Source organism: Constrictibacter sp. MBR-5, from assembly GCF_040549485.1.
Taxonomy (GTDB): domain Bacteria; phylum Pseudomonadota; class Alphaproteobacteria; order JAJUGE01; family JAJUGE01; genus Constrictibacter.
This window is the reverse complement of record NZ_JBEPTK010000019.1, coordinates 1-24,004: the sequence shown is the minus strand read 5'-3', so window position 1 is coordinate 24,004 and position 24,004 is coordinate 1. Positions and strand designations below refer to the sequence as shown.

The window sequence follows — 24,004 nt, the reverse complement described above, 5'->3', positions numbered from 1 at the left end:
TGCGTCGATGACGAGGCAAAGCGGGCGACCGGGGGCGATCAGGAGCGTCCGAAGCTGCCCTTGTGTGAGAAATAGGCATCCGTTGCGCGGACGATGGCGCCCATCAGCTTACGCCGGTAGGCCGCATCGCGCAGGAGGCGCTCCTCGTCGCGGTTCGACATGTAGCCGAGTTCCACGAGGACAGAGGGGATGTCCGGCGCCTTCAGCACCGCGAAGCCGGCGAAGCGGTGCGTCTTCGGAAGCAGCGTGACCGCCTCACGAAGGTTTGAAACCAGCATGCCCGCGTACTGGGCGGAGAGGTTCATCGTCTCGCGCTGGGCGAGGTCGATCAGGATGTCGACGACCTCGCGGCTTTCCGCCGAGAGGTCGACGCCCGCAATGAGATCGGCCTTGTTCTCGCGCTGCGCCAAAGCCGCCGCCTCCTTGTCCGAGGCGGTCGCCGAGAGCGTGTAGACGGAGAGGCCGCGGGTCGCCGCGCTGGGATGCGAATCCGCGTGGAGCGAAATGAAGAGCTCCGCGCCGCCGTGGCGAGCGGTCGCGACCCGCTCACGCAACCTCAGAAAGGTGTCGTCCGAACGCGTCATGACGACCTTGTAGCGGCCGGTCGCCTCCAACTGGCGCCGCAGTTCGCGCGCCGCGGCGAGCGTGACGTTCTTCTCGAAGGTCCCGCGCACGCCGATGGCGCCCGGATCCACGCCGCCGTGGCCCGCATCGATCGCCACGACGCGCATCGCCGGCCGGCGGACGACCGGCATGACCGGTGCGATCGAGGCGGTCTGCACCGGTGCGGCCGTGGCGACCCGGCTTTCGGATCCGCCGGCGAGCGGCTCGATGTCGACGACGAGCCGGTGGCCGTGCTCGGCGTTGGGCGGCAGCATGAAGGCATCCTGCACCCTGACCGGCTGGCCCAGATCGAACACCACCCGGGACGTGCCTGGCCGAAAAAGGCCGTGCCGGAGGCCCGTGACGACGCCGAGGCCGACCTCCGCCTCCGCCACACTCCAGGCCAGTTCCGGCAGGTCGAGGACGACGCGGTGCGGGTTCGCCAGCGTGAACAGGCGATAGGTGACGGGCTCGGACAGGTCGAGGACGACGCGCGTGCTCGACGCCTGATCGCCGACGCGCACCGCCGTAACCTCGGGGACAGCCTGCGCCGCCCCCGCTCCCAGCAAGCCGGCGAGCAGAACCAGACAACCCAGGAGCCGTGAAAAACGCCTCATGGCACGACCGCTTTTAACGTAGCGCGCGAATAGTGCTCGCGTAAGGCTCGGGATTCAATGACGAATGTGCATTCTGGCAGTTTTTGGGCCAGATCCGTGTTCGCGGTTGTGACACGTGCCGCATGTGGCTATGTTACGCGTCGCGAGTCGCACAGGTGTTCGAATCGCAGCCAAAGCCGGAGCGGCAGCGCGGAAGCGGCAGCACGGCAGCCCCTCGATTCGGATGGAGAGCTGCTGCGCGCCCCTGGCGCCGAAATCCAGGCGGGCCGCTCCCGTCGAGGTCACCCCCATCTGCCGGTCCCGGGTGTAGCGCGCGCATGAATTCGAGTCAGAGCAGTCGTCCGACGCCGCCACGGCCTTGTGCCGCAGGCGCCGGACGCGGCACGACTCGCAGCCGCGATCTCACGCCGGCCATGTCCTTGGCGCTCTGTCGCCCTCCCGGACCGGCCCCGGAGAAAGAAACGTATGACAAAGCGTATGCTGATCGACGCGACGCAGCCGGAAGAAACCCGCGTCGTCGTGCTCGATGGTGAACGCGTAGACGATTTCGACTACGAGTCGTCGGCGCGAAAGACCCTCAAGGGCAACATCTATCTCGGCAAGATCACCCGCGTCGAGCCGTCGCTCCAGGCGGCCTTCGTCGAGTATGGCGGCAACCGCCACGGCTTCCTGCCGTTCAACGACATCCACCCCGACTATTATCGGATTCCGATCGCCGACCGCGAGGCGCTGATCGACGACGCCGATCAGGACGAAGACGCGGACGTCGAAGAGATCGCGGCCGAAGCCGGCGACGACGCCGTGCATGCCGAAGCGGACGAGGACGGCGAGGACGCCGAGCCGATCGAGACCGTCGGCGGCGCCGAGGATGAAGTCGAGGACGCCCCGCGCGCCCGGCCCCGGATGCGCCGGCACTACAAGATCCAGGAAGTGATCAAGCGCCGCCAGATCATCCTGGTGCAGGTCACCAAGGAGGAACGCGGCAACAAGGGCGCAGCGCTGACCAGCTACATCTCGCTGGCCGGCCGCTATTGCGTGCTGATGCCGAACGCCGTGCGCGGCGGGGGCATTTCCCGCAAGATCACCAACGTCGCCGACCGCCGCCGCCTGAAGGAAGTCATCGACTCGCTCGACGTGCCGGAGGGCATGGGCGTGATCCTGCGCACCGCCGGCATGGAGCGGACGAAGCCCGAGATCCGGCGCGACTACGACTTCCTGCTGCGCGTCTGGGACGAGATCCGCGAGAAGACGCTGAGTTCGCGCGCACCGGCGCTGATCTACGAGGAAGCGAGCCTCATCAAGCGCGCCATCCGCGACACCTACAGCCAGGACATCGACGAGATCCTGGTCGAGGGCGACACGGCGTACCGGGCCGCGCGCGAGTTCATGAACGCGCTGATGCCGACGCACGTGGACCGCGTGACGGCCTACAAGGACCCGTCGGCGCACATCTTCCCGCGCTTCGGGGTCGAGAGTCAGCTCGACGCGCTGCACTCGCATACGGTGCGGCTGCGCTCCGGCGGGTACATCGTGCTCAACGCGACCGAGGCCCTGGTCGCGATCGACGTGAACTCCGGCCGCGCGACGCGCGAGCGTCACATCGAGGAGACGGCGGTCAAGACGAACCTGGAGGCAGCGGACGAGATCGCCCGCCAGCTCCGCCTGCGCGATCTCGCCGGCATCGTCGTCATCGACTTCATCGACATGGAGGACCGCCGCAACAATTCGGCGGTCGAGCGTCGCCTGAAGGAGGCGCTCAAGAACGACCGCGCGCGCATCCAGATGGGCCGCATCAGCCAGCTCGGCCTGGTGGAGCTCTCCCGCCAGCGCCTGCGGCCAAGCCTGTTCGAGACCAGCATGGTCGTCTGCCCGACCTGCGCCGGCCACGGCTCGGTGCGGTCGGTCGAGTCGACCGCGCTCTACGTGTTTCGCTCGATCGAGGAGGATGCGCTGAAGCGGCGCAATGCCGAGGTCGCGGTCTACGTGCCGACGCCGGTCGCCCTCTACATCCTCAACCATAAGCGCCATGCGCTGCACGATCTCGAGCGTGCCAACGCACTGCGGATCATGATCGAGTGCGACGACGGGCTGGTCGGCCCGGCCTTCCGCATCGAGCAGACGCGCGTGATCGAGCCGGTCATCGAGGCCACCTACGAGACGGTCGGCGACGACGAGGATCTGGCGGAGGCGGAAGAGATCGCCGCGATCGCGGCGCCGACGCCCGTCGCGGCCTCCGCCCCGGAAGAACCGGCCGAGCGGCCGGCCCGGGCGGAAGCCGAGGAAGACGCTGACAGCGCGGGCGCGGCGAAGCGGCGCCGCCGCGGACGCCGCGGCGGACGCCGGCGCGGTGGACGCCGCCCCGAGGGCGAAATCGGCACGACCGAGGCGACCATGGGCGACGGCGTCGGCGAGGCTGCAGCCGAGGAGGCCGAGGCCCCCGCTGGCGAGCCGGAGCCGGCTGCGCCCGAGCATGCGGCACCCGAACCGGTAGCACCGGAACCGGTGGCCGCCGAGCCCGCTCCGGAAGAGCCCGTCGTGGAGCCGGTCGCATCGGCACCGGTTGCCGAGGCACCCGCGGCACCGATCGCCGTGGTCGAGGCGACGCCGCCGGCCGAAGCGGCGCCCGTCGCCGAGGAGCCGGCGCCCAAGCCGAAGGCGCGGCGCACACGCAAGCCCAAGGCCGCAGCGGCAGAAGCCGCGCCGGCACCTGTCGAGGCCGCACCGACAGCCGAGGAGACGCCGCGGAAGCCGCGGACCCGCCGCCCGGCGAAGGCCAAGGCGGCAGCCGAGGAGACTGCGCCGGCAAAGACGGAAGCCGCGCCGGCGAAGGCACCGCGCTCGCGTCGGCCGAAGCGCGCCGCCGCGGACACCGTCGCCACGGAGACCGTGGACGCCAAGCCGGCGGCGGCACCCGCCGCGCCCGAGGCCGCCCCTGTGCCGGCCTCTCCCGCACCGGCTGCCGCCGAACGGGAAAGGGAGCCGGCGGTCGCCGAGGCCTCCGAGGCGCCGCAGCGGCGTCGCCGCGGCTGGTGGCAGCGTCCGACCGACTGACGGACGTCGCATAAGGGACAACGGCCGTCGCCCCCACCGGGCGACGGCCGACCCTGTTCCGCGGCGACATCGCGTAGGGAGTGAGCCATGAACCACGATGCCTATGGCGACGACTATCTGCGCGGCATCCTGAAGTCGGTGCGGACCGTGGCGATGGTGGGTGCCAGCCCCCACTGGAACCGGCCGAGCTATTTCGTGATGAAGTACCTGCAGGCGAAGGGCTACCGGGTCATTCCGGTCAACCCGGGTGCCACCGGGCAGGAGATCCTGGGCGAGACGACCTACGCCGCGCTCCGGGACGTGCCCGTCCCCTACGAGATGGTCGACATCTTCCGCAATTCGGAAGCAGCCGGACCGATCACGGACGAGGCCGTCGCATGCGGCGCGAAGACGGTCTGGATGCAGATCGGCGTGCGCAACGATGCCGCCGCCGCACGCGCCGAGGCCGCCGGCCTGACGGTCGTCATGAACCGCTGCCCGAAGATCGAGTATTCCCGCCTGTGCGGCGAACTCGGCTGGAGCGGCGTCAACACCGGCATCATTTCGAGCAAGCGCCGCCGCGCTTGATTCCAGGACAGGCCCCGCCAAGCGACCCGAGGCATGAGCGATGACCGGCGATAGACCGCGCTACGGTATCGAGACGCTGGCGATTCACGCCGGCGCCTCCCCCGACCCGATGACCGGCGCACGTTCGACGCCGATCTACCAGACGACCTCGTTCGTCTTCGAGGACGCCGACCAAGCGGCATCGCTCTTCAACCTGCAGACCTACGGCTACATCTACTCGCGGCTCGGCAATCCCACTGTCTCGGTGCTGGAGGAGCGGGTCGCGACGCTGGAGGGCGGCCGTGGCGCCATCGCGACGGCCTCGGGGCATGCGGCGCAGATGCTCGCCTGCTTCACGCTGCTGCAGCCGGGCGACCACATCCTGGCGTCGAACAAGGTCTATGGCGGGACGATCACCCAGTTCACCCGGACCTTCGCCAAGTTCGGCTGGCAGGCCACGCTGGTCGATCCCGACGATCCGGAGAATTTCCGCCGCGCCCTGACGCCGGAGACGAAGATGATCTTCGTCGAGAGCCTGGCCAATCCCGGCGGCGTGGTCGTCGACCTGGAGAAGGTCGCCGCCATCGCGCACGAGGCGGGCATTCCGCTGGTGGTCGACAACACCCTCGCCTCGCCGTTCCTGTGCCGGCCGATCGAGTGGGGGGCGGACATCGTTGTCCACTCGACGACGAAGTTCCTGTCGGGCCACGGCAACGCCATGGGCGGAATGGTCGTCGACAGCGGGCGGTTCGACTGGTCGCGCAACGACAAGTTTCCGAGCCTCAGCCAGCCGGAGCCGGCCTATCACGGCCTGCGCTTCCACGAGACCTTCGGCGATCTGGCGATGACCGTGCACGGCCACGCCGTCGGCCTGCGCGACCTCGGTGCGGCGATGGCGCCGATCAACGCCTTCCTGACGATCACCGGCATCGAGACGCTGCCGCTGCGCATGGAACGCCACGTCCGCAATGCGGGCGCGGTCGCCGCCTATCTGGAAGCGCATCCCGAGGTCGCGTGGGTGTCCTATGCCGGCTTGCCCTCCAGCCGGCACCACGCGCTGGCGCGGAAATACCTCCCGCTCGGCGCCGGGTCCGTCTTCACCTTCGGGCTGAAGGGCGGCTACGAGGCGGGCGTCCGCGTCGTCGAGGCCTGCAACATCTTCTCCCACCTCGCCAACGTCGGCGACACGCGCAGCCTGATCCTGCATCCGGCATCGACCACCCACCGCCAGTTGGCGCCGGAGCAGCAGGTGGCGGCGGGCGCCGGGCCGGACGTCATCCGCCTGTCGGTGGGGATCGAGACGGTGGACGACATCATCGCCGACCTGGACCAGGCGCTGGCGAAGGCCTGATCGCAACGTCGGACTGAGCGGTCACGCGGCGCGGCGCAGCGTCGCCGTCATCAAGCCCGCACCGATCAGGATGCTGCCGCCGAGCCTGTTGAAGACGGCCTGGACCGACGGACGCCGCATCCAGTCGCGCGCCGCTCCCGCCAGGACGGCATAGAGCGTCGCGTTGAGCGTGGCGAGCACCAGGAACGTGCCGCCGAGGAGGGCGAACTGCGGCAGCATCGGCGCGGTCTGGTCGACGAACTGCGGCAGGAAGGCGACGAAGAACATGATGCCCTTCGGGTTCGAGGCGGTCACCGCGTAGACCCGCCACGCCATCGCCCGCGTCCCGCGCGGCGGTGCCGATGAAGGCCGGGCGCCTGCCGTCGCGACAGGCGCGCGCCACATCCGGATGCCCAGGTAGACGAGGTACGCGGCTCCCGCCCATTTCAGGATCGCGAACAGCAGCCCGGAGGCCGCCATCACCGCGCCGAGCCCCGCCAGGGAACAGCACATGGCGGTGAAGTCGCCCAGGGCGACGGCTGGAACCGTTCGCCAAGCCGACCGGCGCCCCTCGCTGATCGCATAGCTGAGGACGAGGAGGATGGTGGGGCCGGGCGTCACCAGGAGAAGTGTGCAGGCGGCCACATAGGCCAGCCAGAGTTCGACGGTCATTCCTCACCTCGCAGCAGTCCGAAGCGAGCAAGCCACCGGCCGGCCCGGCGCGCAATCGGCATCGCGCGCCGGGCTCGGCTTCTACTCGCCGCCGCCGAGACCGTGGACGTAGATGGCCAGCATCTTCACCGTCGCGGGGTCGAGCCTACCGGTCCAGGCCGGCATGACGCCGTGCCGTGGCCGGGAGATCTGGGCCGCGACCGCCTCCAGGCTGGAGCCATAGAGCCAGATGCCGTCGTTGAGAGCGGGCGCGCCCAGGGAGCGGTCGCCGGCACCTGCGGCACCGTGGCAGGCCGCGCAGTTGTCGGCGAACAGCTTGGCGCCGCGCGTCGCCGCCGCCGGGTCGGTCGCCCTGTCCGTCAGCGAGAGGACATGCTGGGCGAGATCCAGGACCTCGGCGCGCGCCAGGATCCCGTCGCCGAAGACCGGCATCTGCGACGTGCGGGTGTTCGGATCGTCGAAGCGAACACCGTGCAGCAGGGTGACGTGGATGTCCTGCAGCGTCCCGCCCCAGATCCACGAGTCGTCCGCGAGCGACGGATAGCCGACGCGCCCGGCGCCCCCCTGCCCGTGGCACGGCACGCAGTTGTCGGCGAAGGCCGCCCGACCACCGGTCATCGCGAAAGAGCGCAGATCGGGATCGGCCTGGATCGCCGCGAGATCCATCGAGGCCAGCCGGTCGAACGTCTCGGCCCGGCCAGCGCGCACCTCCGCCAGATGGTTCTCCAACTCGACCCGCTGCGAGAAGCCGGCCAGCCCCTTGGTGTAGCCGCTCAGGCTCGGCCATGCGGGATAGATGAAATAGTAGCCGATCGACCAGACGATCGTCGCGTAGAAGACGTAGAGCCACCATTTCGGCAGCGGGTTGTTGTACTCCTCGATCCCGTCCCACTCGTGGCCGGTGGTCTCGACGGTCCGGCCGGAGTCCTTTTGATTTCTCGTCGGCATGTCTCAGCCCTTTCCGCTCGTCCGATCGCGGCCGGTGCCTTCCGGCCGGTCGTCGCGCAGAGGAATTTCGGCATCTCGTTCGAAGCGCTTGGCGTTGCGCGGCCAGAAGGCCCAGGCGGCGATGCCGAGGAAGATCAGCATCATCCAGACGACCCAGAACGACCGCGCCAGTTCCGACAGTTCGGCGAGGCTCATTGCTGGAGGTCCTCCGCCCGGTACTTCGAGAAGTCGACCATCCGCCCGAGGATCTGCAGATAGGCGACGAGGGCGTCCATCTCGGTGATCTGGCCCGGCCGGCCATCGAAATCGCCGATCGCCGCCTTCGGATAGCGGGCCAGGATGTCGGTCGTATCCGCATCCGCCGTCGCCTGGGCGACGAGGTCGTTGCGTGCGTTCTCGACCTGCTCGTCGCTGTAGGGAACACCGACGGTGCGGTTCGCCCGCAGATGGTCGGCGATGTCGGAATAGCGGAGCGACCGCTCGGCCAGGAAGGCATAGGCCGGCATGATCGATTCCGGCACGACCGCACGGGGGTCGATCAGGTGCGCGACATGCCAGTCGTTCGAATACTTGCCGCCGACCCGGGCCAGATCGGGCCCGGTCCGCTTCGACCCCCACTGGAACGGGTGGTCGAACATGCTCTCGGCCGCGATGCTGTAGTGCCCGTAGCGCTCGACCTCGTCACGGAAGGGCCGGACCTGCTGGCTGTGGCAGTTGTAGCAGCCCTCGCGGATGTAGATGTTGCGGCCCATGAGTTCGAGCGGCGAATAGGGCCGCACACCATCGACCTTCTCGATCGTCGATTCGATCGTGAACAGCGGCACGATCTCGACGAGGCCGCCGATGGACACGGTGATGAGAGAGAGCACCAGCAGCAGGATGCTGTTCTTCTCGATCAGCTGATGCTTGCGGAAGATCTTCGCGGAAAGGGACATCTCGCCTCACTCCCCCGCGACGGCGGCGGCGCCGCCCGGTGCGTGCACGACGTCGGGGGACATCTCTTCCGCCTCGCCGACGATCGTCCGGTACAGGTTGTAGGCCATCATCAGGGACCCGATCAGGAACAAGATCCCACCCAGGGCGCGGATCAGATAGAAGGGGTGCATCGCCTCCACGGTCTCGACGAACGAGTACTGGAGGAAGCCGAGGCTGTCGTAGGCGCGCCACATCAGGCCCTGCATGATCCCAGAGACCCACATCGAGGTGATGTAGAGGACGATGCCGATCGTCGCGGTCCAGAAGTGCCAGCTCACCAGCCGCATCGACCACAGCTCGCGCTTGCCCCACAGCACCGGAACCAAGTGGTAGACGGCACCGAAGGAAATGAAGGCGACCCAGCCGAGCGCGCCGGAATGGACGTGGCCGATGGTCCAGTCGGTGTAGTGCGACAGGCCGTTCACGGCCTTGATCGACATGACCGGTCCCTCGAACGTGCTCATGCCGTAGAAGCCGACCGAGACCACAAGGAAGCGCAGGACAGGGTCGGTGCGCAGCTTGTCCCAGGCGCCCGAGAGGGTCATCAGGCCGTTGATCATCCCACCCCAGGACGGCATCCAGAGCATCACGGAGAAGGTCATGCCGAGGGTCTGCGACCAGTCGGGCAGCGCCGTGTAGTGCAGGTGATGCGGGCCCGCCCAGATGTAGAGGAAGATCAGCGCCCAGAAGTGGATGATCGACAGGCGGTACGAGTAGACGGGCCGGTTCGCGCGCTTCGGGATGAAGTAGTACATGATCCCGAGGAAGCCGGCGGTGAGGAAGAAGCCGACCGCGTTATGGCCGTACCACCACTGGGTCAGCGCGTCCTGCACGCCGGCGAAGGCCGAATAGCTCTTCGCGCCGAAGAAGGACACCGGCACCGACAGGTTGTTCACGATGTGCAGCATCGCGACGGTGACGATGAAGGCGAGGAAGAACCAGTTCGCCACGTAGATGTGCGGCTCGCGCCGCTTCATCAGCGTGCCGAGATAGACGACGAGGTAGAGGACCCAGACGACCGTCAGCCAGAGGTCCACATACCATTCCGGCTCGGCGTACTCCTTGCTCTGGGTGATGCCCAGCACGTAGCCAGATGCGGCCAGCACGATGAAGAACTGGTAGCCCCAGAAGAGGAAGTTCGCCACCGTCCGACCGCCGAACAGCTCGGCCCGGCAGGTGCGCTGCACCGTGTAGAGGGAAGTGGCGAACAGCGCGTTTCCGCCGAACGCGAAGATGGCAGCCGACGTGTGCAGCGGCCGGAGACGCCCGAAGGTCGTGTATTCCAGCCCCAGGTCGAGCACCGGGAACGCGAGTTGCAGTGCGATGAACACGCCAGCCGCGAAGGCGACGACGCCCCAGAACATCGTGGCCAGTGTGAACAGCCGGATGACGTCTTCGTCGTAGTCGGGCGAATCCAGAGGTCGCGCACCGCGCGCGACGGCTTCTGCTGCCATGATGCCGATCTCCCCTGCGGCAACCCTGCCGCTTCAGTGCAGGGGGAACCTCGCCGCGAACGAGGCCGACGGCATTGACCCAGATCAAGGCAGAGGAGCCGGGGCGGATGCATGGTCGCCCACGTTGCCGGAGCGTCACGCGACCTGGTCGCGCGCGACGAACGGCGGAACCCGGATTCGGAGCACAGCCATGAACGATCACGGCCTCGGCCTATTCCTCCTGTCGGCCATCGTCGTCCTGCTGGCGCTCGTCGGCCTGTTCCTGGCCAGTCGCGCGGTCGACGGCGGCGTGGAACTGGCCGGCTTCCTTCTGTTCGGCTTCATGACCCTGTTCGGGTTCAGCCTGATCGCGCGCAACACCGGCAACGGACCGGGCACGGACTGAGGCCGATCGGAACGCAGGCGCGGGACACGCCCTCGCCTCCGGGGCCGCCTTGCCGCGACGGCCGAATCGACGGACGATGCCGACCCATCCGAATCAGGGAGACCGGCATGTCCAAGGTCGCGATCGCCGTGGAATTCCACGTGAAGCCCGAGCACCGTACCGCTTTCGAAGCCATCATCCGCGAACATGCCCGCCTGAGCCGAGAGACGGAGCCCGGCTGCGTCCGCTTCGACGTTCTGGTCCCGAAGAAGGATGACGGGCGTATCCTTCTGTTCGAGCTCTACGCCGACGAGAAGGCTTTCCAGGATCACTCGGCGCTGCCGCGCCTGGCCGAGACCCGCGAGCGGTACAAGGACATGATCACCGAGCGCCGCATCACCGTCTGCTCGACCGACTGAGTCGCCGTTCCGAGGGCTTAACCTCAATTTAAGTCGAACCGCCGTTCTCTTCTCAGCAGAGCCCGTCCGTTGGAACGGTTCCGATGGAACTTCGGGAGCGAGGGAATGACGCCTGCCGACTTCGCATCGCTTTGCGTCCTCCTGGTGGACGACAACCGCCATACCCGTGCGGTCGTCCGGACCATCCTGGAGGCGCTGGGCGTCACCAAGCTGCGTGAAGCCGTCGATGGCACCGACGGCATCCAAAAGTTTCAGCTCTTTCCCGCCGACATCATCATCTGCGACAGGGTGATGGAGCCGATGGACGGGCTCGAGTTCGTGCGCCGCGTGCGCACCGGAAACGAAAGTCCGAATCCCTACGTCCCGATCATCATGCTGACGGCGCACACCGAGCTGAACAGGATCGTCGAAGCCCGCAATGCCGGCGTGCATGAGGTGCTCGCCAAGCCGATCTCGGCCAAGGCCCTGGCGGACCGGATCATGACGATCCTGCGCAACCCGCGGCCGTTCGTGCGACGTGGCGAGTATTTCGGGCCGGTGCAGCGTCGCGACCTGCCGGCGGCGGCTGTGGGCTCATGAGGTACGCCCCCATGGTCGGGAATGCGCGGGAATCCGACGACGACCACCGCACGGACCCGGATGCCGGAGACGCCGACGCCGGGTTCGACAGCGAATTCGACCTCGGTGCCCTCGAACGCGCCCAGGCTGCCGTCGACCGCCTGAAGGAGGTCTACATCGCCGACTGGGGGCCGGCGGCGCTCGCCGACATGTACGAGGCCCTGGCGCGAATCGGCCGCCCCGGAGCCGCGAGCGAGAGCAGCTTTCAGGCTTTCTACAGGCTCGCCCACGACATGAAAGGCCAGGGCGGCACGTTCGGATACCCGCTGCTGACGCATATCGGCGAGGTGCTCTGCCGCATGACAGCGGACCGCCGCGATGCCGGCGAGACGGAAGTCGGGGTGCTGCGCGCGCATCTGGACGCCGCGCGGCGCATCATGATGGACCGTATCGAAGGCGACGGCGGCGCCGAAGGCGACCGGCTGGTGCGCGACCTGCAGACGCTGGCCCGCCTGCACCTGCATTGACGGTCTGCCGCCGCGGCTCATAGCCTGCGGCAATGGCCACGGTACCGACTGAACAATCCGAGCGAGACGACCGGTCGAGGCTGCCGTCGGTCGACCGGCTGCTGCGTGCCGATCCCGCGGCAGCGATGATCGACCGCTATGGCCGTGCGGCCACGACCGCGGCGATCCGTGCGGTGCTGGACGATCGCCGCCGTGCCCCCAATCCCACCCCGCCGAACGACGAAGCACTGATCTTCGATTCGGTCGCGGAGCGGCTGGCGCGCGGTGCCCGCTCGTCGCTGCGCCCGGTCTTCAATCTCACCGGAACCGTCCTCCACACCAATCTCGGCCGCGCGCCGCTGCCGCCGGAGGCGATCGCCGCGATGACCGCCGCGGCGGGCGCCTGCAGCATCGAGTTCGACCTGGACACCGGCCGCCGCGGCGACCGCGACGACCATGTCGAGCCGCTGCTTTGCCGGCTGACCGGTGCCGAGGCGGCGACCGTCGTCAACAACAACGCGGCGGCGGTGCTGCTCGTCCTCAACGCCCTCGCGGCGCGCCGGGAGGTCCCCGTCTCGCGAGGCGAACTGGTGGAGATCGGCGGCGCCTTCCGGGTGCCCGACATCATGAACCGCGCCGGATGCCGCCTGCGCGAGGTGGGAACCACCAACCGCACGCACCCGCGCGATTTCGCCGACGCGATCGGCCCGGCCACGGCGCTGCTGATGAAGGTCCACACCAGCAACTACGCGGTCGAGGGCTTCACGGCCACCGTAGACGAGCGCACGATGGCCGACTTGGCCCATGCGCACGGCCTGCCCTTTGTGATCGACCTCGGTGCCGGGCAGCTCGCCGACCTGCGCCGATGGGGGCTGCCGCGCGAGGCGACCCCCGCCGAGGCGATCGCCGCACGCGCGGACATCGTCACCTTCAGCGGCGATAAGCTGCTCGGCGGGCCGCAGGCGGGGCTGATCGTCGGCCGGGCCGACCTGATCGCCAAGATCAAGCGCAACCCGCTGAAGCGCGCGATGCGGCTGGACAAGGTGACGATCGCGGCCCTGGAAGCCGTGCTGCGGCTCTACGAGGACCCGAACCGGCTGGTCGAGCGGCTGCCGGCGCTGCGGCTCCTGACCCGGCCGGCAACGGACATCGCGGCGGCGGCCGAGCGGCTGCGGCCGGTCGTGGCCGCGGCCCTGGGCGAGACGGCGGACGTCACGGTCGTCGCCTGCCGCAGCCAGATCGGCAGCGGCGCCCTCCCCGTCGACCTGCTGGAGAGTGCCGCCCTGCGGATCGCCCCGCGCGGCAAGCGCGGCACCGGCCGGTTCCTCAAGGGGCTAGCCGCCGCCTTCCGGTCTCTCGAACGCCCGGTGATCGGCCGGATCGCCGACGACGCGCTTCTGCTCGACCTGCGCTGCCTCGAGGACGAGGCGGCCTTCCGTGCCCAATTGGGAGCCTTGGCGCCGCCATGATCGTCGCCACCGCCGGCCATATCGACCACGGCAAGACGAGCCTCGTCCGCGCCCTCACCGGCGTCGATGCCGACCGCCTGCCCGAGGAGAAGCGGCGGGGCCTCACCATCGACCTGGGCTTCGCCTACCTGCCCCTGCCCGACGGGACGATCCTGGGCTTCGTCGACGTTCCCGGCCACGAGAAGTTCGTGCGCAACATGCTGGCCGGCGTCGGCGGGATCGACTTCGGCCTGCTGGTCGTCGCCGCCGACGACGGCGTCATGCCGCAGACACGCGAGCATCTGGCGATCCTCGACCTTCTCCAGGTGCCGCGGGGGGCCGTCGCCATCACGAAGGTGGACCGGGTTCCGGAGGAACGGCGCCGCGCGGTCGAGAACGAGGTCGCGGCACTCCTGAAGCCGACGGTGCTGGCGGAGGCGCCGCTGTTCCCGCTCTCCTCCACGACGGGCGCGGGCGTGCCCGAACTCGCCGCCCATCTGACCCGCACGGCCAGGGCGATGCGCCGTGCCGCCGCCGGCGGCGGCTTCCGGCTCGCCGTCGACCGCTGCTTCACGCTGCACGGCACCGGTATCGTCGTGACGGGTACCGCCTTCGCCGGGTCGGTCAGGGTGGGCGACCGCCTCCTCCTTTCGCCTGCCGGGCACGAGGTGCGCGTGCGCGGCATCCATGCCCAGAACCGCGAGACGCATGCGGCACGCGCGGGCGAGCGCTGCGCCCTCAACATCGCCGGCACCGGACTGTCGAAGGACGCCGTGCACCGCGGTGACTGGCTGGTGGCGGCCGACCTCCACGCCCCGACGGATCGCCTGGATGCGGTCGTCCGCCTGCTTCCGGACGCGCCGGCACCGCTGCGCGACCGGACGCCGATGCATCTGCATCTCGGGGCGGCTGACGTCACGGCGCGCGTATCGCCGCTCGCCGGACGGCGCCTCGAAGCGGGAGAGCGTGGCCTCGTCCGCCTGCAGCTGGACCGGCCGATCGGCGCGCTCGCCGGCGACCGCTTCGTTCTGCGCGACCAGTCGGCGCAGCATACGGTCGGCGGCGGCTACGTCCTGGACCCGGCCCCGCCGTTGCGCGGCGCCCGGCGCCCGGAACGGCTCGCGCTGCTCGGCGCCTTCGAGACGAACGACGCGACGGCGGCCCTGGCAGGGGCGCTCGACATCCTGGTCCACGGGTTGGCGTTGGCGCCCTTCCTGACGGCGCGGAACCTGTCCGAATCCGACAGGGGCGCGCTGCTCGCCCGCGTGCCGCTCGTCCGGATCGGCGAGGGCGATGCGGCGATCGCCTTCGCGCCGGCGCACTGGGACGTGCTGCGATCCGAAATCCTGCGGGCGCTCGGCGCCTGGCACGAACGGCATCCCGACTCGCCCGGCCCCGATCCGCGCCGGCTGCGCATCGCGATGGCCGGCAGGCCTCCGGTGGCGACGTTCGACGCCGCGCTGGCGGCGCTGGTAAAGGCCGGCGACGTTCGCCGCGAAGCCGGCTGGGTCAGGCTGCCCGGGCATGAAGCCCAGCTGTCTTCCGCCGACGCGAAGCTGTGGGCGCGAATCGAGCCGCTGCTCGATGCCGCGGGCCTGCGGCCGCCGCGCGTGCGCGAGATCGCCGAAGCGCTGGGGCTGAACCACGAGCCTGTGACCGCTGCACTGCGGCGTCTCGCCCGCATGGGAATCGTCATGCCGGTCGCCGACAACCGGTTCTTTCCGCCCCGCGCCCTCGTCGCCCTGGCGCACATGGCGCGTGAGGCCGCGGACGCCGACGGGGGGAGCTTCACCGCGGCGCAGTTCAAGGACCGCACCGGCATCGGCCGCAACGTCACGATCCAGCTGCTGGAATTCTTCGACGCGCGCGGTCTCACGCGCCGCGAAGGCGACCGGCGGCGGATCGTCGGCGCGATTCCCGACCTTTTTCCCGATCCCGATGCGCCCGCCTCTGCGCTCGTCACTGGCGCCGCAGATACGGCGTCCCCGGGACAGGCCGATCAGCCGAGGGTCGAGACCGCGTCGGCGGAGTAGCGCATCTCGCGCATCGGCCGGACCTTCGCCGTCGTATCCGCCCAGATCGGATGCGCCTTGTACGCCTCCAGTGCCGCCGCATCCGGAAACTCCGCATAGACGACCAGGTCGATCTCGTCGGAGAGCGGATCGGTCTTGCCGTTCACCATGACTTCGAACGCGTCGGAATGCGGAATGTCGCCGAGGCGCATGAGGCCGTTGCGGACGGTCTCGATGTCCACGCCGGGGCGGACGCTGAAGAAGACGATGTGACGGATCACGCTGGACATCCCGGATCTGCGAAACGAGGGGCGTTGATGCGTCGTGGACGCATGGCGGTCAAGCCGTGCGGGCGCATCATCGGTCCTTGCCGGCCGGGACGTCAGGCCGCACAAGTCCGGCATGACGAACGAACGACGAATCCTGATCGGGATGTGCGTCCTGGTCGGGGTGAACCAACTCGGCTTCGGCGGCATCGTGCCGACTCTGCCGCTCTACGCGCAGTCGTTCGGCGTCTCGGCGTCCGCCGTCGGCCTGACCATCGCGATCTACGGCTTGGCGCGCTTCGCCCTGGCCGTCCCCGCGGGATACCTCTCCGACCGGCTGGGGCGCCGGCCGACGCTCGCCATCGGCTGCCTGCTCTCCGCCGCCGCCAACGTCTGGTGCGGCCTGGCGACGGGCTATCCGGAGTTCGTGATCGCCCGCTTCGCCGCAGGCGCGGGTGCGGGCCTCATCCTGACCACGGGCCAGATCGTGCTCGCCGACATAACGACGCCGGAGCGGCGCGGCCGGGTCATCGCGATCTACCAGGGCGTGTTCATCTTCTCGGTGGGCATCGGCCCCTTCCCCGGCGGCCTGCTGGCCGAGCATCTCGGCCTCGCGGCACCCTTCCTCGCCTACGGCATCGCCGGCGGCATCTCCGCCGCGGTCGCGTGGTTCGCGGTCAAGGAGACGCGCGACCTCTCCCGGATCGGCAGTGCATCCGGCGGCGCGCGTCCGGGCTTCACCGCCCAGGTGAGGCTCCTGACGCAGCAGACGGGATACATGCTCGTCTGCCTGATCATGTTCATGAACGCGGTCGCCCGCACCGGCGGCCTCTTCAACATCGTGCCGGTGATCGGCGCCGTGCGGCTCGGCCTCTCCGCCGGTCAGATCGGCGGCGGCCTCGCCGTCGGCAGCATCGTCGGCCTGCTCGCCGCCTATCCGGCGGGGATGCTGGTCGACCGGTTCGGCCGGAAGGCGGTGATCGTCCCGTCGACCGTCATCTCCGGCGCATCGATGCTGCTGTTCGCGGCCGCCCCCGACTACACGTGGTTCGTCGCGGCCTGCGTCATCTGGGGCATCGCCAGTTCGATCGGCAGCGCGGCACCCGCCGCCTATGCCGCGGATTCCGCCCCGCCCGGGATGAATGCCCTCACCATGAGCACCTACAGGATGGTCGGCGACGCGGGCTACGTCATCGGCCCGATCGCCCTCGGCCTCATCGTCGACCTGCAGGGCGCGGACGCGGCTCTCTTCGTCGCGGCCGCCATGCTGGTCGGGATGGGCACGCTGTTCCTGATCTACGCCCCGGAAACCTATCGCGGCCGGCGTCAGACCTGAGGCGCCGCGTTCGGCCAGGTCGCAGGCGCGATCGAGCGGTACGGCAGACCGTCCTTGAAGCTGAACTGCTGCAATGCGCCGAAATTCGAGAACAGCACGGCCCGGTCGAATGTCGACGTTCCGTCGCGGGGATACAGGCACACGAGGCTGCCGCTTATGGCCACCTTCTCAGCCGCCGGCGATGCGCAATACCCGCCGTGCTGATCGGCGGTCAGCAGGGCGCCCTTGCCGACCGAGATCCAGTGCGATCCGACGCGGCGATAGAACCCGCCCAGCAGTTCCACATCCTGCTTGGCGACCTGGTCGCGCGACGGCCCCGGCTGCGTGGATTGACAGCCGGCGAGCAAAACCGCCCCGGCGACGACGGCTACAGACCTTCTCATGCCCCACCCCCTGAACGAACGCGAGACGAATCCTTTCACGGGGATCGTGTCAGCGTCGCTGTCGGCCATCACTATCATGCCGAAGAAGTCTGACATGCATATGTATTCACATACGGTCGCGAGCGATTTCTGCCGGTCAGATCAAGGACATCCGGACAGTTGCAGCACCGGCCGGTCCGGCAATTTTCCTCGGTTCCGTCCGGCGGGATCTTGCACGGCATCCGGGCTCTCCTCAGCGAATGCGTCGCCTCGCGATCGACGAAGCGGCACCGGCACGGGTCGTTGCAACTGGAGTGCCGAAGACTATGCTTCGGTCCCCGGGCTCGCTCGGAACACGGGACGATCGGCGGTGGGCCGGCCCTGCCTCCGAAGAGAGCAGAAGCCGCAACGGCAGGCAGCGCCGACGTAACGTCGTTGCCGCGGAACGACGGAAGGGAAACGCACCCCGGTGGGGCGCCTGGTCTTCAAAACCCGGAACGCCTATCCCTAGCCGTCCCGTTGCGTACCGTAACCGCCTGATTTGTCACGGTTCCGCGCGGCGCCTATCCCGTCCCGTCCCGCTCGATTTAGCGCCGTGCCACCGCGTTGGGTGGCATTTTGGGTGGCAAAGCAGCTTCTTGAGCACGCATATCCGGAAGCGCGCCGCTAAGAGGTATGAGCGCCTGTACGTATGCTCCTCGGGGTTAGAAATTGGATGTCGATGGAACCGAAGCCGCAGCGTAGGTTTCTTTCCCGCGTTGACGATGTGTATACGGTCAGCCCATATTCTCTTGCAACACGACAAAACGCGACACAACGCGACACGCGCAAACCAGAAGGAGAGGTTCAATGACCGCCGCAGTGCTCGAGCGCGACGACGCTCGCCAGCGTCGGACGCAAACGATTAACATACGTCTGCCGGAGCCGATCAAGGAGCGGATCGACCGCGCGGCGAAGGCGCTGGGTAAGACCCGTACCGAATTTCTAGTCGATAGCGCCAGTCAGCGTGCGGAGGATGTTCTCCTTGAACAGCGCTTTTTTCAGCTAGATGACAAGCGCTATGAGGAGTTCATGGCCGCACTCGACCGGCCGCCAGAAGCGCCCGAAAAGCTTCGGAAGCTGATGGCTCGAAAGGCTCCATGGGAGAGATAGTGGTCGCGTCTAGATCAAAGGGGGCGCTTCAAGTGAGCGCCCCCGAACCTCTTCGGGCGGATCATGACATATCGGCTTTTGACTGTGGCAAGCCGGCCCTCAATGAGTGGCTGAAAAGCAAGAGCCGGTCAGTTGACGGCCTGACGGCGCGTACCTTCGTCGTCTGTTCCGAGGGGCACGTCTGCGCCTATTACTGTCTCGCCGCCGGGTCCGTGGAACGCAAAACGCTTCCTAGCGCCAAATTCAGAAAGAACACGCCGGAACAGGTCCCGGTAATCATTATCGCACGTCTAGCGGTCGCCGTAGACGCCCACGGATACGGTCTTGGCTCAGGGCTTTTGAAAGATGCTTTGCTGAGATGCATCCAGGTTGCAGATACGGTGGGCGTTAGGGCAGTTCTGGTCCATGCGATAGACGACGAGGCCGTCGGCTTCTATAGAAAGCACGCCTTTATGGAATCGCCGCTGGATCCACGTACGCTCCTGCTGCCGGTGGAAGCAATCAAGGGTGCGGCATCGGGCTAGATACTCCCTGACAACTACAAAGAAAGCCCCGCCAGCGTCGCCAGCGGGGCGCCATCTCGGAAAGGCGCCGCCCGGCGTAGCGATCGCCGGGCGGCCAGTTGTGGGGCCGACGCTCCGCATGGGGCGTCATTCGGGGAACTGCGCGGGTGGGCCCCTGGTTCCGGTCGCCTGCAGTAGCAGCCCGTCGGCTTTCGCCATCGCGACCAGATCGGCCTCGAACTGCCGCTCCTCCTCGCCACAGTGCGCGGAAGAAGATGCCCCGCCAGCGGGACCTCGAAATAAGGCGGCCGCCCGGCGGCGGGGAGCCGGACGGCCAGGGAGTATCGACGCGCCGAAGGGGCTGGCACGTCAGTACGGGAACAACTCAGGCGCCGACAGGTTCCGGGACCGATGAGAGATCAGCCGGCGGGCGCCCCCTCGCACACCGCCTGCAGGTCGGCCATCGCGGCGTTGAAGGCGGCGAACTCCGGATCGTCCGGAATCGGCGGCCAGCCCGTCACCAGCATCTCGATCTTCCGCCGGATGCCGCGATAGGTCCGGGACGGGCGCCGCTTGATCTCGGCTTCCGCCGCGCCGAACCGGTCGAGCATCGGTTGCCAGTCGGGATCGGTGATGAGGAGGTCGAGCGACTGGTCGCTCAGCCAATCCGCGAGGTCCAGTAGCTCGCCCTCGGACAGGGCAGCGAGGTCGCAGGTCATGGGATCGGGAACGGGCGCGGTCATGTCCGCACCTCGCCCGTCTCCGGATCGTTCGCGCGCTTCCAACCGCCTGCGCAGTAGAACTCGGCGTCGACCTTCCCACCGGCGGCGAGGGAGGCGGCAACGGCCGCAGCGGACGCGGCGAGAAGCCCCGGCTCGGCATGGTCGAACAGATGCCGGAGCATCAGTTCGGCCTTCCGGTCCCGGTCGTGATCGGTCGTCGCTTCGGCCTCGGGTGCCATGCTCGCGGCATTGTCGGCGATGCGCCGCAGGAAGTCCCCCACCTGCTCCAGGATCTCCTGCAAGGCGTCAGTGCATCTCGGATAGCCGAGCACCGCGTCGATCGCCCCCGCGGCTTCGGAGGCGGCCGTGTGCAGGTCGTAGAGCTCCACCGCTGACAGGTCGCCCATCGCGTCGACCAGATGGTCGGTCATGGGAATGCGAAGGTCGCTCATGCCCGCACCTCGCCTGCCAGGGTGCGGAGGTCGGCGACGATGGTATCGAGCCAAGGCCGCCATTCGGCATCCTCGACCAGCTCGCCATCCTCGGCCGCGACGTCGTAGTCGGTCCAGAAGCGGCAATCGTGGGCGCTAAGATCCTCGTCCTCGGGATCGTCCACTTCGGGGCGGGCGCCGTACGCGGCGCGCCACAGGGTCAGCTTCGCGAGGATGCCGGCCGGGGTGCGGGCCTCCTTTCGGAACACGTCGCGCAGCGCGTGCCCCGCGGCCTCGCACGCTCGGTTCCACGCCGCATGCTCAGCGGTGGTCATCTCGGAAAACCGGCCGGCTTCAATGCCGGAGGGCCCCAACTCCAGCTTGACGGCATGCAGCCGGCGGAACGTCGCGACCAGCGCCAGCAGCTCAGCATCGTCGTCGGCGACCATCGGGCCGGTCACGTCGGCGTCGAGCGGGACTGCGGCCTTTGCCGCGGTGATGCCGGTCACAAGCGCCGCACCGGCGCCGAGCAATACTGCGCGGCGCGTGGGCAAGGTTCGGGTATTATCGGAATCAGCCATGATCCGGGCTCCTGACAGCTTCGGGTGGTGGTCAGGCCGGGCGCGGTGCTCGTAACACCCGCTCGGCCGCTTGTCGTTTTCGCGCCTATGCGATAACGTGGTTACAGCTTAAGCACCGGGCTTAAGACGTGTCAAGGCGATCAGATGATAACAGGGGCACAAGCGAGGATGGCGCGCGCGGCGCTTCGTCTCGGCGTTCGCGACGTAGCGGAAGCCGCCAAGGTGTCCCCTGCGACGGTCACCCGGATCGAAGCTGATAAGCCTGCGAACGCCTCCACCCTTGCCGCCATCCGCGCCGCGCTGGAATCGGCCGGCGTCGAGTTCATCGCGGAGAACGGCGGCGGGCCGGGGGTGCGGTTGAGGAAGTAGGCGGAGTAAGCCTGCACTCCGCGGTTGCGAATCGTTTTAGCTGAAAGCTATCTTTCTCCACCATTGGGAGTTGGAGGGGGACGAAATGAACGATTCCGAACGACGCCTACCACCCGCGGACGGTGGCGCGGACAAGCTTCCGTGGGAGCCGCCGATCCTGCGTGAATACTCGCTCGAGGAGGCGGAGCGGATCCGGCCGGGGCTTGTGGAAGAGCTCCGCAAACAGGCGGCGGAGAAGGCGCGGAAGTAGACGCGGCGCCCCGTAGAGGCGCGCCCCAGCCCGGAACCCCCGTCCGAACGTGGCGGGATATGGCGGTGCCGCAGAACCTGACTGCCGGTCAGGTTATCGCGGTCGCCGCAGAACCTGTGCACCGCTCAGGCTATTGTGGGATTTCCCCACGATAAGGCCGGGGTGGGAATTTCCCACTTCGGAAGCCCGCCGGGCTCGAAATGTGGTCCACGGGCGTATTACCCGCCCCAGGGGCATTTCGGTCCCGGCGCATGGCGGTGGGGATTCCCGCCTCCAAGGCCGGGCCGTGCTGCTGACGGACACTGCCAAGGTCGCCTGGCAGATGCTTATCGTGACTATACGAGTAGGACTAGGCTGTGCACGACATGGACGGGCACCTTTGCAACGGCCTCATCGAGAAGCCGGCGGTGCCTTCTGAGGACACTGGCGAATAGGTCGCGGACGGCTATCGCACTTCCCGTATCTTCGCCGGCACGCCTCAGCTGCCGTACTATCTTATCAGCCTTGGCGACGTTCCTCTCATCAGAGGATATCTGCCGGTGCAGTAGACTGCACAACTCCGTTGGCCCCATTACCCCCCTCCAACGTGCTAGTCAAAGTGCCGCGAATAGGTACATTCAAACGTCGCCGTTGCGCGCTGCAAGTACATCTTTTGAGGTAGATTTGCCTGGAAAGCTCAGGCCGCCCGCTTCCGCAGCTCCGCCGCCGCATAGTCGAGCAGGTCGCGCGCCATCTCGGCGGCCCGGACGGGCGAGATGGGGCGATGCAGGACGACGTCGCCATCGCCGACGCGTAGCATCAGCCCGTGATCGGGATCGGTGATGAAGCCGGCGAAGGTGGCGCGGCGGATGCGGGGCGCGTCGGTCACGCGCTGCCGTCCGTCGGGCCGATGGTGTCGGCCGGAACGAATGCTTCCACGAGCCCGGCACCGGCGGCGGCCTCGCGTACGGCCTGCCGGGTCTCCAGCAGCACGGCGACGCTGGCGCGCATCTCCTCGGCGCCTTGGGCGAACTCGGTCATATGGTCGAGCAGCCGGATGAGCAGGGCGTGCCGCCGCTTCTTCGGCATGCGGTCCCAGGCGCCGGACGTGACCCAGCCCCGGTACGTGTCCAGGATGGCGATGGTTGCCGGAATGCCGTTCGGCTTCTCGGTCACGCCGCTTGCTCCCGCTCGGTCCAGAACGGTTCGTCGTAGGTGGTCATCGCCAGGCCGCCGCGTCGGAGGCGTAGGTGGACGAGCCGGCCGCCGCTGGTGAAGGCGGAGCCGAACGCCTCCGCGCCCCGTGCGTGCTGCGTGGCGGCAATGTCGATCATGGCGGCGTCCCGGCCGCCGAGAACATCGGCCTCGCCCCAGGCCGGCAGCCAGGGGTGCAGATAGGCGCCCTCGATTTCGACGGCCTCATGGTCCCGTTCGTGGTCGACCAGCGCGGCGCGCATCCTGCGCAGGCTGGGGGACCATCCGGCGAGCACGACCGAGCCCAGGGTCGTCGGGTCGCCCTTCGGCCGGCAGTGCTTGCGCAAGAAGCGCGGTGCATCCGCGATGAGGTCGTCCACGTCGGCCACGCCGCCCTCGGAGCCCAGGTAGCGGTGCAGCAGCGCCAGGAAGGGCCCGTAGGCGCCGACGCCGGCCATCGCAGCCCCCAGGTGCGGCAGCATCGCCGACTTCCCCATGTGAGGCCCGATGCCCGGCGTACCGATCATGACGGAAGCCGAATCGTGCTGGATCAGGATCTCGCGCTCGTCGGCGACGACGTTCAGGATCGACATGGGGGCCCCTCCTGCCGCGGCACCAGCCGGCCAGCGCCGGCTACGTACGGGATAGCAGCCGTGGTGAGAGCGGCTCCGATAGCCCCGAGGATTCCGGGGATCGAAGCGCCGACGATCGTTCCGGCTGCGGCGGCGACAAGTCCGATTGCTGGCGGCATGACTTCTCCTATCGCACCGGCACGCGGCGGGACCGCTCGAATTTGTCGAGCGTGTTCGCCATGGCCCGCTTCACGATGCCGGGCGTCGCCAGGGCGATGCCGCGTGCAACCGCCGCCTCGACTGCGCCGGGGTCGTTCGCGCCGCGGGCGTCCACGGTGTAGTAGCTGATCGTGTCGCCGCCCCGACTCGCCTCCGGAGCGGCCACTCGCGGCGCCGAGAGCGCGCGCACGCCGAGATGGCCGGACGGGCTGCGGGTGAGCGGCATCACCGCCTCCGGGCCCGCCTCACCCATCAGGCCCATCCCCTTGGCCATCGGGAACAGCGTCGGCCGATCGACGATGCCGCCGGTCGCGAAGGGCGTGATCTCCATGCCGCGGTCGAAGGCGCCGCCCATGGCGAAGCCGCCGCCGGGGATGCCGGCCGATGCCGCGTCGCCAATCATGCTGCCGCCGAAACCGAACGTACCGCCGCCGGCTCCGCCGCCGAACATGCCGCCGAAGGCGCTGCCCAGAATGCCGCCGATGCTGTCGAGCGTCGGCGCGTTGGTGCCGAACAGCGCGTTCTTCAGCGGGTTGATCGCGGCCAGCCGGAACATCTCCTGCCC

29 protein-coding genes are annotated in these 24,004 nt (G+C 68.5%); 14 read left to right on the top strand and 15 right to left on the bottom strand.

Going from position 1 to position 24,004, the window contains the following annotated elements:
- Window positions 1-38: 38 nt before the first annotated feature.
- A complete protein-coding gene (locus tag ABIE65_RS24435; RefSeq protein ID WP_354081401.1) occupies window positions 39-1,220 on the bottom strand; it encodes an N-acetylmuramoyl-L-alanine amidase in 1,182 nt (393 codons plus the stop codon).
- Between the two features lie 465 nt (window positions 1,221-1,685).
- Here ABIE65_RS24435 and ABIE65_RS24430 point away from each other — a divergent pair, with 465 nt between their 5' ends.
- From ABIE65_RS24430 to ABIE65_RS24420, 3 genes are all read left to right on the top strand, one after another.
- Window positions 1,686-4,271 carry an Rne/Rng family ribonuclease gene (locus ABIE65_RS24430; protein WP_354081400.1) on the top strand — a complete coding sequence of 862 codons (2,586 nt, stop codon included), beginning with the start codon at window positions 1,686-1,688 and terminating at the stop codon, window positions 4,269-4,271.
- Between the two features lie 87 nt (window positions 4,272-4,358).
- Window positions 4,359-4,838 carry a CoA-binding protein gene (locus ABIE65_RS24425; protein ID WP_354081399.1) on the top strand — a complete coding sequence of 160 codons (480 nt, stop codon included), beginning with the start codon at window positions 4,359-4,361 and terminating at the stop codon, window positions 4,836-4,838.
- A 40-nt stretch (window positions 4,839-4,878) separates the two neighbouring features.
- The gene (locus ABIE65_RS24420) at window positions 4,879-6,168 is read left to right on the top strand and encodes an O-acetylhomoserine aminocarboxypropyltransferase (RefSeq protein ID WP_354081398.1); all 1,290 of its coding nucleotides are present in this window, start codon (window positions 4,879-4,881) and stop codon (window positions 6,166-6,168) included.
- 21 nt (window positions 6,169-6,189) lie between these two features.
- On the opposite strand, the gene ABIE65_RS24415 is transcribed toward ABIE65_RS24420, so the two are convergent.
- The 5 genes from ABIE65_RS24415 to ccoN form a co-directional block, all read right to left on the bottom strand.
- Window positions 6,190-6,819: a LysE family translocator gene (locus ABIE65_RS24415; RefSeq protein WP_354081397.1), complete on the bottom strand. Its 630-nt coding sequence runs from the start codon at window positions 6,817-6,819 to the stop codon at window positions 6,190-6,192.
- Window positions 6,820-6,900: 81 nt separating this feature from the next.
- Complete coding sequence (gene ccoP / locus ABIE65_RS24410) at window positions 6,901-7,767, bottom strand: cytochrome-c oxidase, cbb3-type subunit III (RefSeq protein WP_354081396.1); 867 nt, start codon at window positions 7,765-7,767, stop codon at window positions 6,901-6,903.
- 3 nt (window positions 7,768-7,770) lie between these two features.
- On the bottom strand, window positions 7,771-7,962 hold the full coding sequence (locus ABIE65_RS24405; protein ID WP_354081395.1) for a cbb3-type cytochrome oxidase subunit 3: 192 nt from the start codon (window positions 7,960-7,962) through the stop codon (window positions 7,771-7,773).
- Window positions 7,959-8,702 (bottom strand): cytochrome-c oxidase, cbb3-type subunit II, encoded by a 744-nt coding sequence (gene ccoO / locus ABIE65_RS24400; RefSeq protein ID WP_354081394.1) that lies wholly within the window; start codon window positions 8,700-8,702, stop codon window positions 7,959-7,961. The genes ABIE65_RS24405 and ccoO overlap by 4 nt, the downstream gene beginning before the upstream one ends.
- A gap of 6 nt (window positions 8,703-8,708) precedes the next feature.
- A complete protein-coding gene (ccoN, locus tag ABIE65_RS24395; RefSeq protein WP_354081393.1) occupies window positions 8,709-10,196 on the bottom strand; it encodes a cytochrome-c oxidase, cbb3-type subunit I in 1,488 nt (495 codons plus the stop codon).
- Window positions 10,197-10,386: 190 nt separating this feature from the next.
- Here ccoN and ABIE65_RS24390 point away from each other — a divergent pair, with 190 nt between their 5' ends.
- From ABIE65_RS24390 to selB, 6 genes are all read left to right on the top strand, one after another.
- Window positions 10,387-10,581, top strand: coding sequence for a hypothetical protein (locus tag ABIE65_RS24390; RefSeq protein WP_354081392.1), 195 nt, complete (start codon window positions 10,387-10,389; stop codon window positions 10,579-10,581).
- Between the two features lie 107 nt (window positions 10,582-10,688).
- Window positions 10,689-10,979 (top strand): putative quinol monooxygenase, encoded by a 291-nt coding sequence (locus tag ABIE65_RS24385; RefSeq protein ID WP_354081391.1) that lies wholly within the window; start codon window positions 10,689-10,691, stop codon window positions 10,977-10,979.
- A gap of 105 nt (window positions 10,980-11,084) precedes the next feature.
- Window positions 11,085-11,558: a response regulator gene (locus ABIE65_RS24380; protein ID WP_354081390.1), complete on the top strand. Its 474-nt coding sequence runs from the start codon at window positions 11,085-11,087 to the stop codon at window positions 11,556-11,558.
- The gene (locus tag ABIE65_RS24375; protein WP_354081389.1) at window positions 11,555-12,064 is read left to right on the top strand and encodes a hypothetical protein; all 510 of its coding nucleotides are present in this window, start codon (window positions 11,555-11,557) and stop codon (window positions 12,062-12,064) included. The genes ABIE65_RS24380 and ABIE65_RS24375 overlap by 4 nt, the downstream gene beginning before the upstream one ends.
- Before the next feature lie 32 nt (window positions 12,065-12,096).
- Window positions 12,097-13,512 carry an L-seryl-tRNA(Sec) selenium transferase gene (gene selA, locus ABIE65_RS24370; RefSeq protein WP_354081388.1) on the top strand — a complete coding sequence of 472 codons (1,416 nt, stop codon included), beginning with the start codon at window positions 12,097-12,099 and terminating at the stop codon, window positions 13,510-13,512.
- Window positions 13,509-15,524 (top strand): selenocysteine-specific translation elongation factor, encoded by a 2,016-nt coding sequence (gene selB / locus ABIE65_RS24365; protein WP_354081387.1) that lies wholly within the window; start codon window positions 13,509-13,511, stop codon window positions 15,522-15,524. Before selA ends, selB begins: the two co-directional genes overlap by 4 nt.
- Here selB and ABIE65_RS24360 read toward each other — a convergent pair.
- The gene (locus ABIE65_RS24360; RefSeq protein ID WP_354081386.1) at window positions 15,491-15,793 is read right to left on the bottom strand and encodes a Dabb family protein; all 303 of its coding nucleotides are present in this window, start codon (window positions 15,791-15,793) and stop codon (window positions 15,491-15,493) included. The two genes, selB and ABIE65_RS24360, sit on opposite strands and share 34 nt — an antisense overlap.
- A 112-nt stretch (window positions 15,794-15,905) precedes the next feature.
- Here ABIE65_RS24360 and ABIE65_RS24355 point away from each other — a divergent pair, with 112 nt between their 5' ends.
- Window positions 15,906-17,105 carry an MFS transporter gene (locus ABIE65_RS24355; protein ID WP_354081385.1) on the top strand — a complete coding sequence of 400 codons (1,200 nt, stop codon included), beginning with the start codon at window positions 15,906-15,908 and terminating at the stop codon, window positions 17,103-17,105.
- Here ABIE65_RS24355 and ABIE65_RS24350 read toward each other — a convergent pair.
- Window positions 17,096-17,584, bottom strand: coding sequence for a hypothetical protein (locus ABIE65_RS24350; protein ID WP_354081384.1), 489 nt, complete (start codon window positions 17,582-17,584; stop codon window positions 17,096-17,098). The genes ABIE65_RS24355 and ABIE65_RS24350 overlap by 10 nt on opposite strands.
- Before the next feature lie 732 nt (window positions 17,585-18,316).
- Here ABIE65_RS24350 and ABIE65_RS24345 point away from each other — a divergent pair.
- Together ABIE65_RS24345 and ABIE65_RS24340 are read left to right on the top strand one after the other, a co-directional pair.
- On the top strand, window positions 18,317-18,619 hold the full coding sequence (locus ABIE65_RS24345) for a type II toxin-antitoxin system TacA family antitoxin (RefSeq protein WP_354081383.1): 303 nt from the start codon (window positions 18,317-18,319) through the stop codon (window positions 18,617-18,619).
- Window positions 18,607-19,143: a GNAT family N-acetyltransferase gene (locus tag ABIE65_RS24340; protein ID WP_354081382.1), complete on the top strand. Its 537-nt coding sequence runs from the start codon at window positions 18,607-18,609 to the stop codon at window positions 19,141-19,143. The genes ABIE65_RS24345 and ABIE65_RS24340 overlap by 13 nt, the downstream gene beginning before the upstream one ends.
- 398 nt (window positions 19,144-19,541) lie before the next feature.
- On the opposite strand, the gene ABIE65_RS24335 is transcribed toward ABIE65_RS24340, so the two are convergent.
- From ABIE65_RS24335 to ABIE65_RS24325, 3 genes are read right to left on the bottom strand one after another with little or no spacing between them, the layout of a single operon-like run.
- Complete coding sequence (locus ABIE65_RS24335) at window positions 19,542-19,865, bottom strand: hypothetical protein (protein ID WP_354081381.1); 324 nt, start codon at window positions 19,863-19,865, stop codon at window positions 19,542-19,544.
- Window positions 19,862-20,296, bottom strand: coding sequence for a hypothetical protein (locus tag ABIE65_RS24330; RefSeq protein ID WP_354081380.1), 435 nt, complete (start codon window positions 20,294-20,296; stop codon window positions 19,862-19,864). The genes ABIE65_RS24335 and ABIE65_RS24330 overlap by 4 nt, the downstream gene beginning before the upstream one ends.
- Entirely contained in the window at window positions 20,293-20,856 is a 564-nt protein-coding gene (locus ABIE65_RS24325; RefSeq protein ID WP_354081379.1) for a hypothetical protein, read from the bottom strand. The genes ABIE65_RS24330 and ABIE65_RS24325 overlap by 4 nt, the downstream gene beginning before the upstream one ends.
- A 144-nt stretch (window positions 20,857-21,000) precedes the next feature.
- On the opposite strand from ABIE65_RS24325, the gene ABIE65_RS24320 reads away from it, so the two are divergent.
- Window positions 21,001-21,225: a helix-turn-helix domain-containing protein gene (locus ABIE65_RS24320; RefSeq protein WP_354081378.1), complete on the top strand. Its 225-nt coding sequence runs from the start codon at window positions 21,001-21,003 to the stop codon at window positions 21,223-21,225.
- A gap of 85 nt (window positions 21,226-21,310) precedes the next feature.
- On the top strand, window positions 21,311-21,475 hold the full coding sequence (locus tag ABIE65_RS24315; RefSeq protein WP_354081377.1) for a hypothetical protein: 165 nt from the start codon (window positions 21,311-21,313) through the stop codon (window positions 21,473-21,475).
- A gap of 676 nt (window positions 21,476-22,151) precedes the next feature.
- Here ABIE65_RS24315 and ABIE65_RS24310 read toward each other — a convergent pair.
- The 4 genes from ABIE65_RS24310 to ABIE65_RS24295 all read right to left on the bottom strand — a co-directional run.
- A complete protein-coding gene (locus ABIE65_RS24310) occupies window positions 22,152-22,343 on the bottom strand; it encodes a hypothetical protein (protein ID WP_354081376.1) in 192 nt (63 codons plus the stop codon).
- Window positions 22,340-22,630 carry a hypothetical protein gene (locus tag ABIE65_RS24305; RefSeq protein WP_354081375.1) on the bottom strand — a complete coding sequence of 97 codons (291 nt, stop codon included), beginning with the start codon at window positions 22,628-22,630 and terminating at the stop codon, window positions 22,340-22,342. The genes ABIE65_RS24310 and ABIE65_RS24305 overlap by 4 nt, the downstream gene beginning before the upstream one ends.
- Window positions 22,627-23,241 carry a hypothetical protein gene (locus ABIE65_RS24300; protein ID WP_354081374.1) on the bottom strand — a complete coding sequence of 205 codons (615 nt, stop codon included), beginning with the start codon at window positions 23,239-23,241 and terminating at the stop codon, window positions 22,627-22,629. Before ABIE65_RS24300 ends, ABIE65_RS24305 begins: the two co-directional genes overlap by 4 nt.
- 166 nt (window positions 23,242-23,407) lie before the next feature.
- A partial coding sequence (locus ABIE65_RS24295; protein ID WP_502918569.1) for a phage tail tape measure protein occupies window positions 23,408-24,004 on the bottom strand: 597 nt, incomplete at its 5' end.

Coding starts and splice junctions, on each gene's coding strand:
- ABIE65_RS24425 (WP_354081399.1), top strand. CDS start 4,359: ATGAACCACGATGCCTATGGCGACGACTATCTGCGCGGCATCCTGAAG.
- ABIE65_RS24375 (WP_354081389.1), top strand. CDS start 11,555: ATGAGGTACGCCCCCATGGTCGGGAATGCGCGGGAATCCGACGACGAC.
- ABIE65_RS24420 (WP_354081398.1), top strand. CDS start 4,879: ATGACCGGCGATAGACCGCGCTACGGTATCGAGACGCTGGCGATTCAC.
- ABIE65_RS24390 (WP_354081392.1), top strand. CDS start 10,387: ATGAACGATCACGGCCTCGGCCTATTCCTCCTGTCGGCCATCGTCGTC.
- ABIE65_RS24360 (WP_354081386.1), bottom strand. CDS start 15,793: ATGTCCAGCGTGATCCGTCACATCGTCTTCTTCAGCGTCCGCCCCGGC.
- ccoO (WP_354081394.1), bottom strand. CDS start 8,702: ATGTCCCTTTCCGCGAAGATCTTCCGCAAGCATCAGCTGATCGAGAAG.
- ABIE65_RS24335 (WP_354081381.1), bottom strand. CDS start 19,865: ATGACCGCGCCCGTTCCCGATCCCATGACCTGCGACCTCGCTGCCCTG.
- ABIE65_RS24355 (WP_354081385.1), top strand. CDS start 15,906: ATGACGAACGAACGACGAATCCTGATCGGGATGTGCGTCCTGGTCGGG.
- ABIE65_RS24385 (WP_354081391.1), top strand. CDS start 10,689: ATGTCCAAGGTCGCGATCGCCGTGGAATTCCACGTGAAGCCCGAGCAC.
- ABIE65_RS24380 (WP_354081390.1), top strand. CDS start 11,085: ATGACGCCTGCCGACTTCGCATCGCTTTGCGTCCTCCTGGTGGACGAC.
- ABIE65_RS24430 (WP_354081400.1), top strand. CDS start 1,686: ATGACAAAGCGTATGCTGATCGACGCGACGCAGCCGGAAGAAACCCGC.
- ABIE65_RS24415 (WP_354081397.1), bottom strand. CDS start 6,819: ATGACCGTCGAACTCTGGCTGGCCTATGTGGCCGCCTGCACACTTCTC.
- ABIE65_RS24300 (WP_354081374.1), bottom strand. CDS start 23,241: ATGTCGATCCTGAACGTCGTCGCCGACGAGCGCGAGATCCTGATCCAG.
- ABIE65_RS24345 (WP_354081383.1), top strand. CDS start 18,317: ATGACCGCCGCAGTGCTCGAGCGCGACGACGCTCGCCAGCGTCGGACG.
- ABIE65_RS24325 (WP_354081379.1), bottom strand. CDS start 20,856: ATGGCTGATTCCGATAATACCCGAACCTTGCCCACGCGCCGCGCAGTA.
- ABIE65_RS24315 (WP_354081377.1), top strand. CDS start 21,311: ATGAACGATTCCGAACGACGCCTACCACCCGCGGACGGTGGCGCGGAC.
- ccoN (WP_354081393.1), bottom strand. CDS start 10,196: ATGGCAGCAGAAGCCGTCGCGCGCGGTGCGCGACCTCTGGATTCGCCC.
- selA (WP_354081388.1), top strand. CDS start 12,097: ATGGCCACGGTACCGACTGAACAATCCGAGCGAGACGACCGGTCGAGG.
- selB (WP_354081387.1), top strand. CDS start 13,509: ATGATCGTCGCCACCGCCGGCCATATCGACCACGGCAAGACGAGCCTC.
- ccoP (WP_354081396.1), bottom strand. CDS start 7,767: ATGCCGACGAGAAATCAAAAGGACTCCGGCCGGACCGTCGAGACCACC.
- ABIE65_RS24330 (WP_354081380.1), bottom strand. CDS start 20,296: ATGAGCGACCTTCGCATTCCCATGACCGACCATCTGGTCGACGCGATG.
- ABIE65_RS24405 (WP_354081395.1), bottom strand. CDS start 7,962: ATGAGCCTCGCCGAACTGTCGGAACTGGCGCGGTCGTTCTGGGTCGTC.
- ABIE65_RS24435 (WP_354081401.1), bottom strand. CDS start 1,220: ATGAGGCGTTTTTCACGGCTCCTGGGTTGTCTGGTTCTGCTCGCCGGC.
- ABIE65_RS24350 (WP_354081384.1), bottom strand. CDS start 17,584: ATGTCAGACTTCTTCGGCATGATAGTGATGGCCGACAGCGACGCTGAC.
- ABIE65_RS24320 (WP_354081378.1), top strand. CDS start 21,001: ATGATAACAGGGGCACAAGCGAGGATGGCGCGCGCGGCGCTTCGTCTC.
- ABIE65_RS24340 (WP_354081382.1), top strand. CDS start 18,607: ATGGGAGAGATAGTGGTCGCGTCTAGATCAAAGGGGGCGCTTCAAGTG.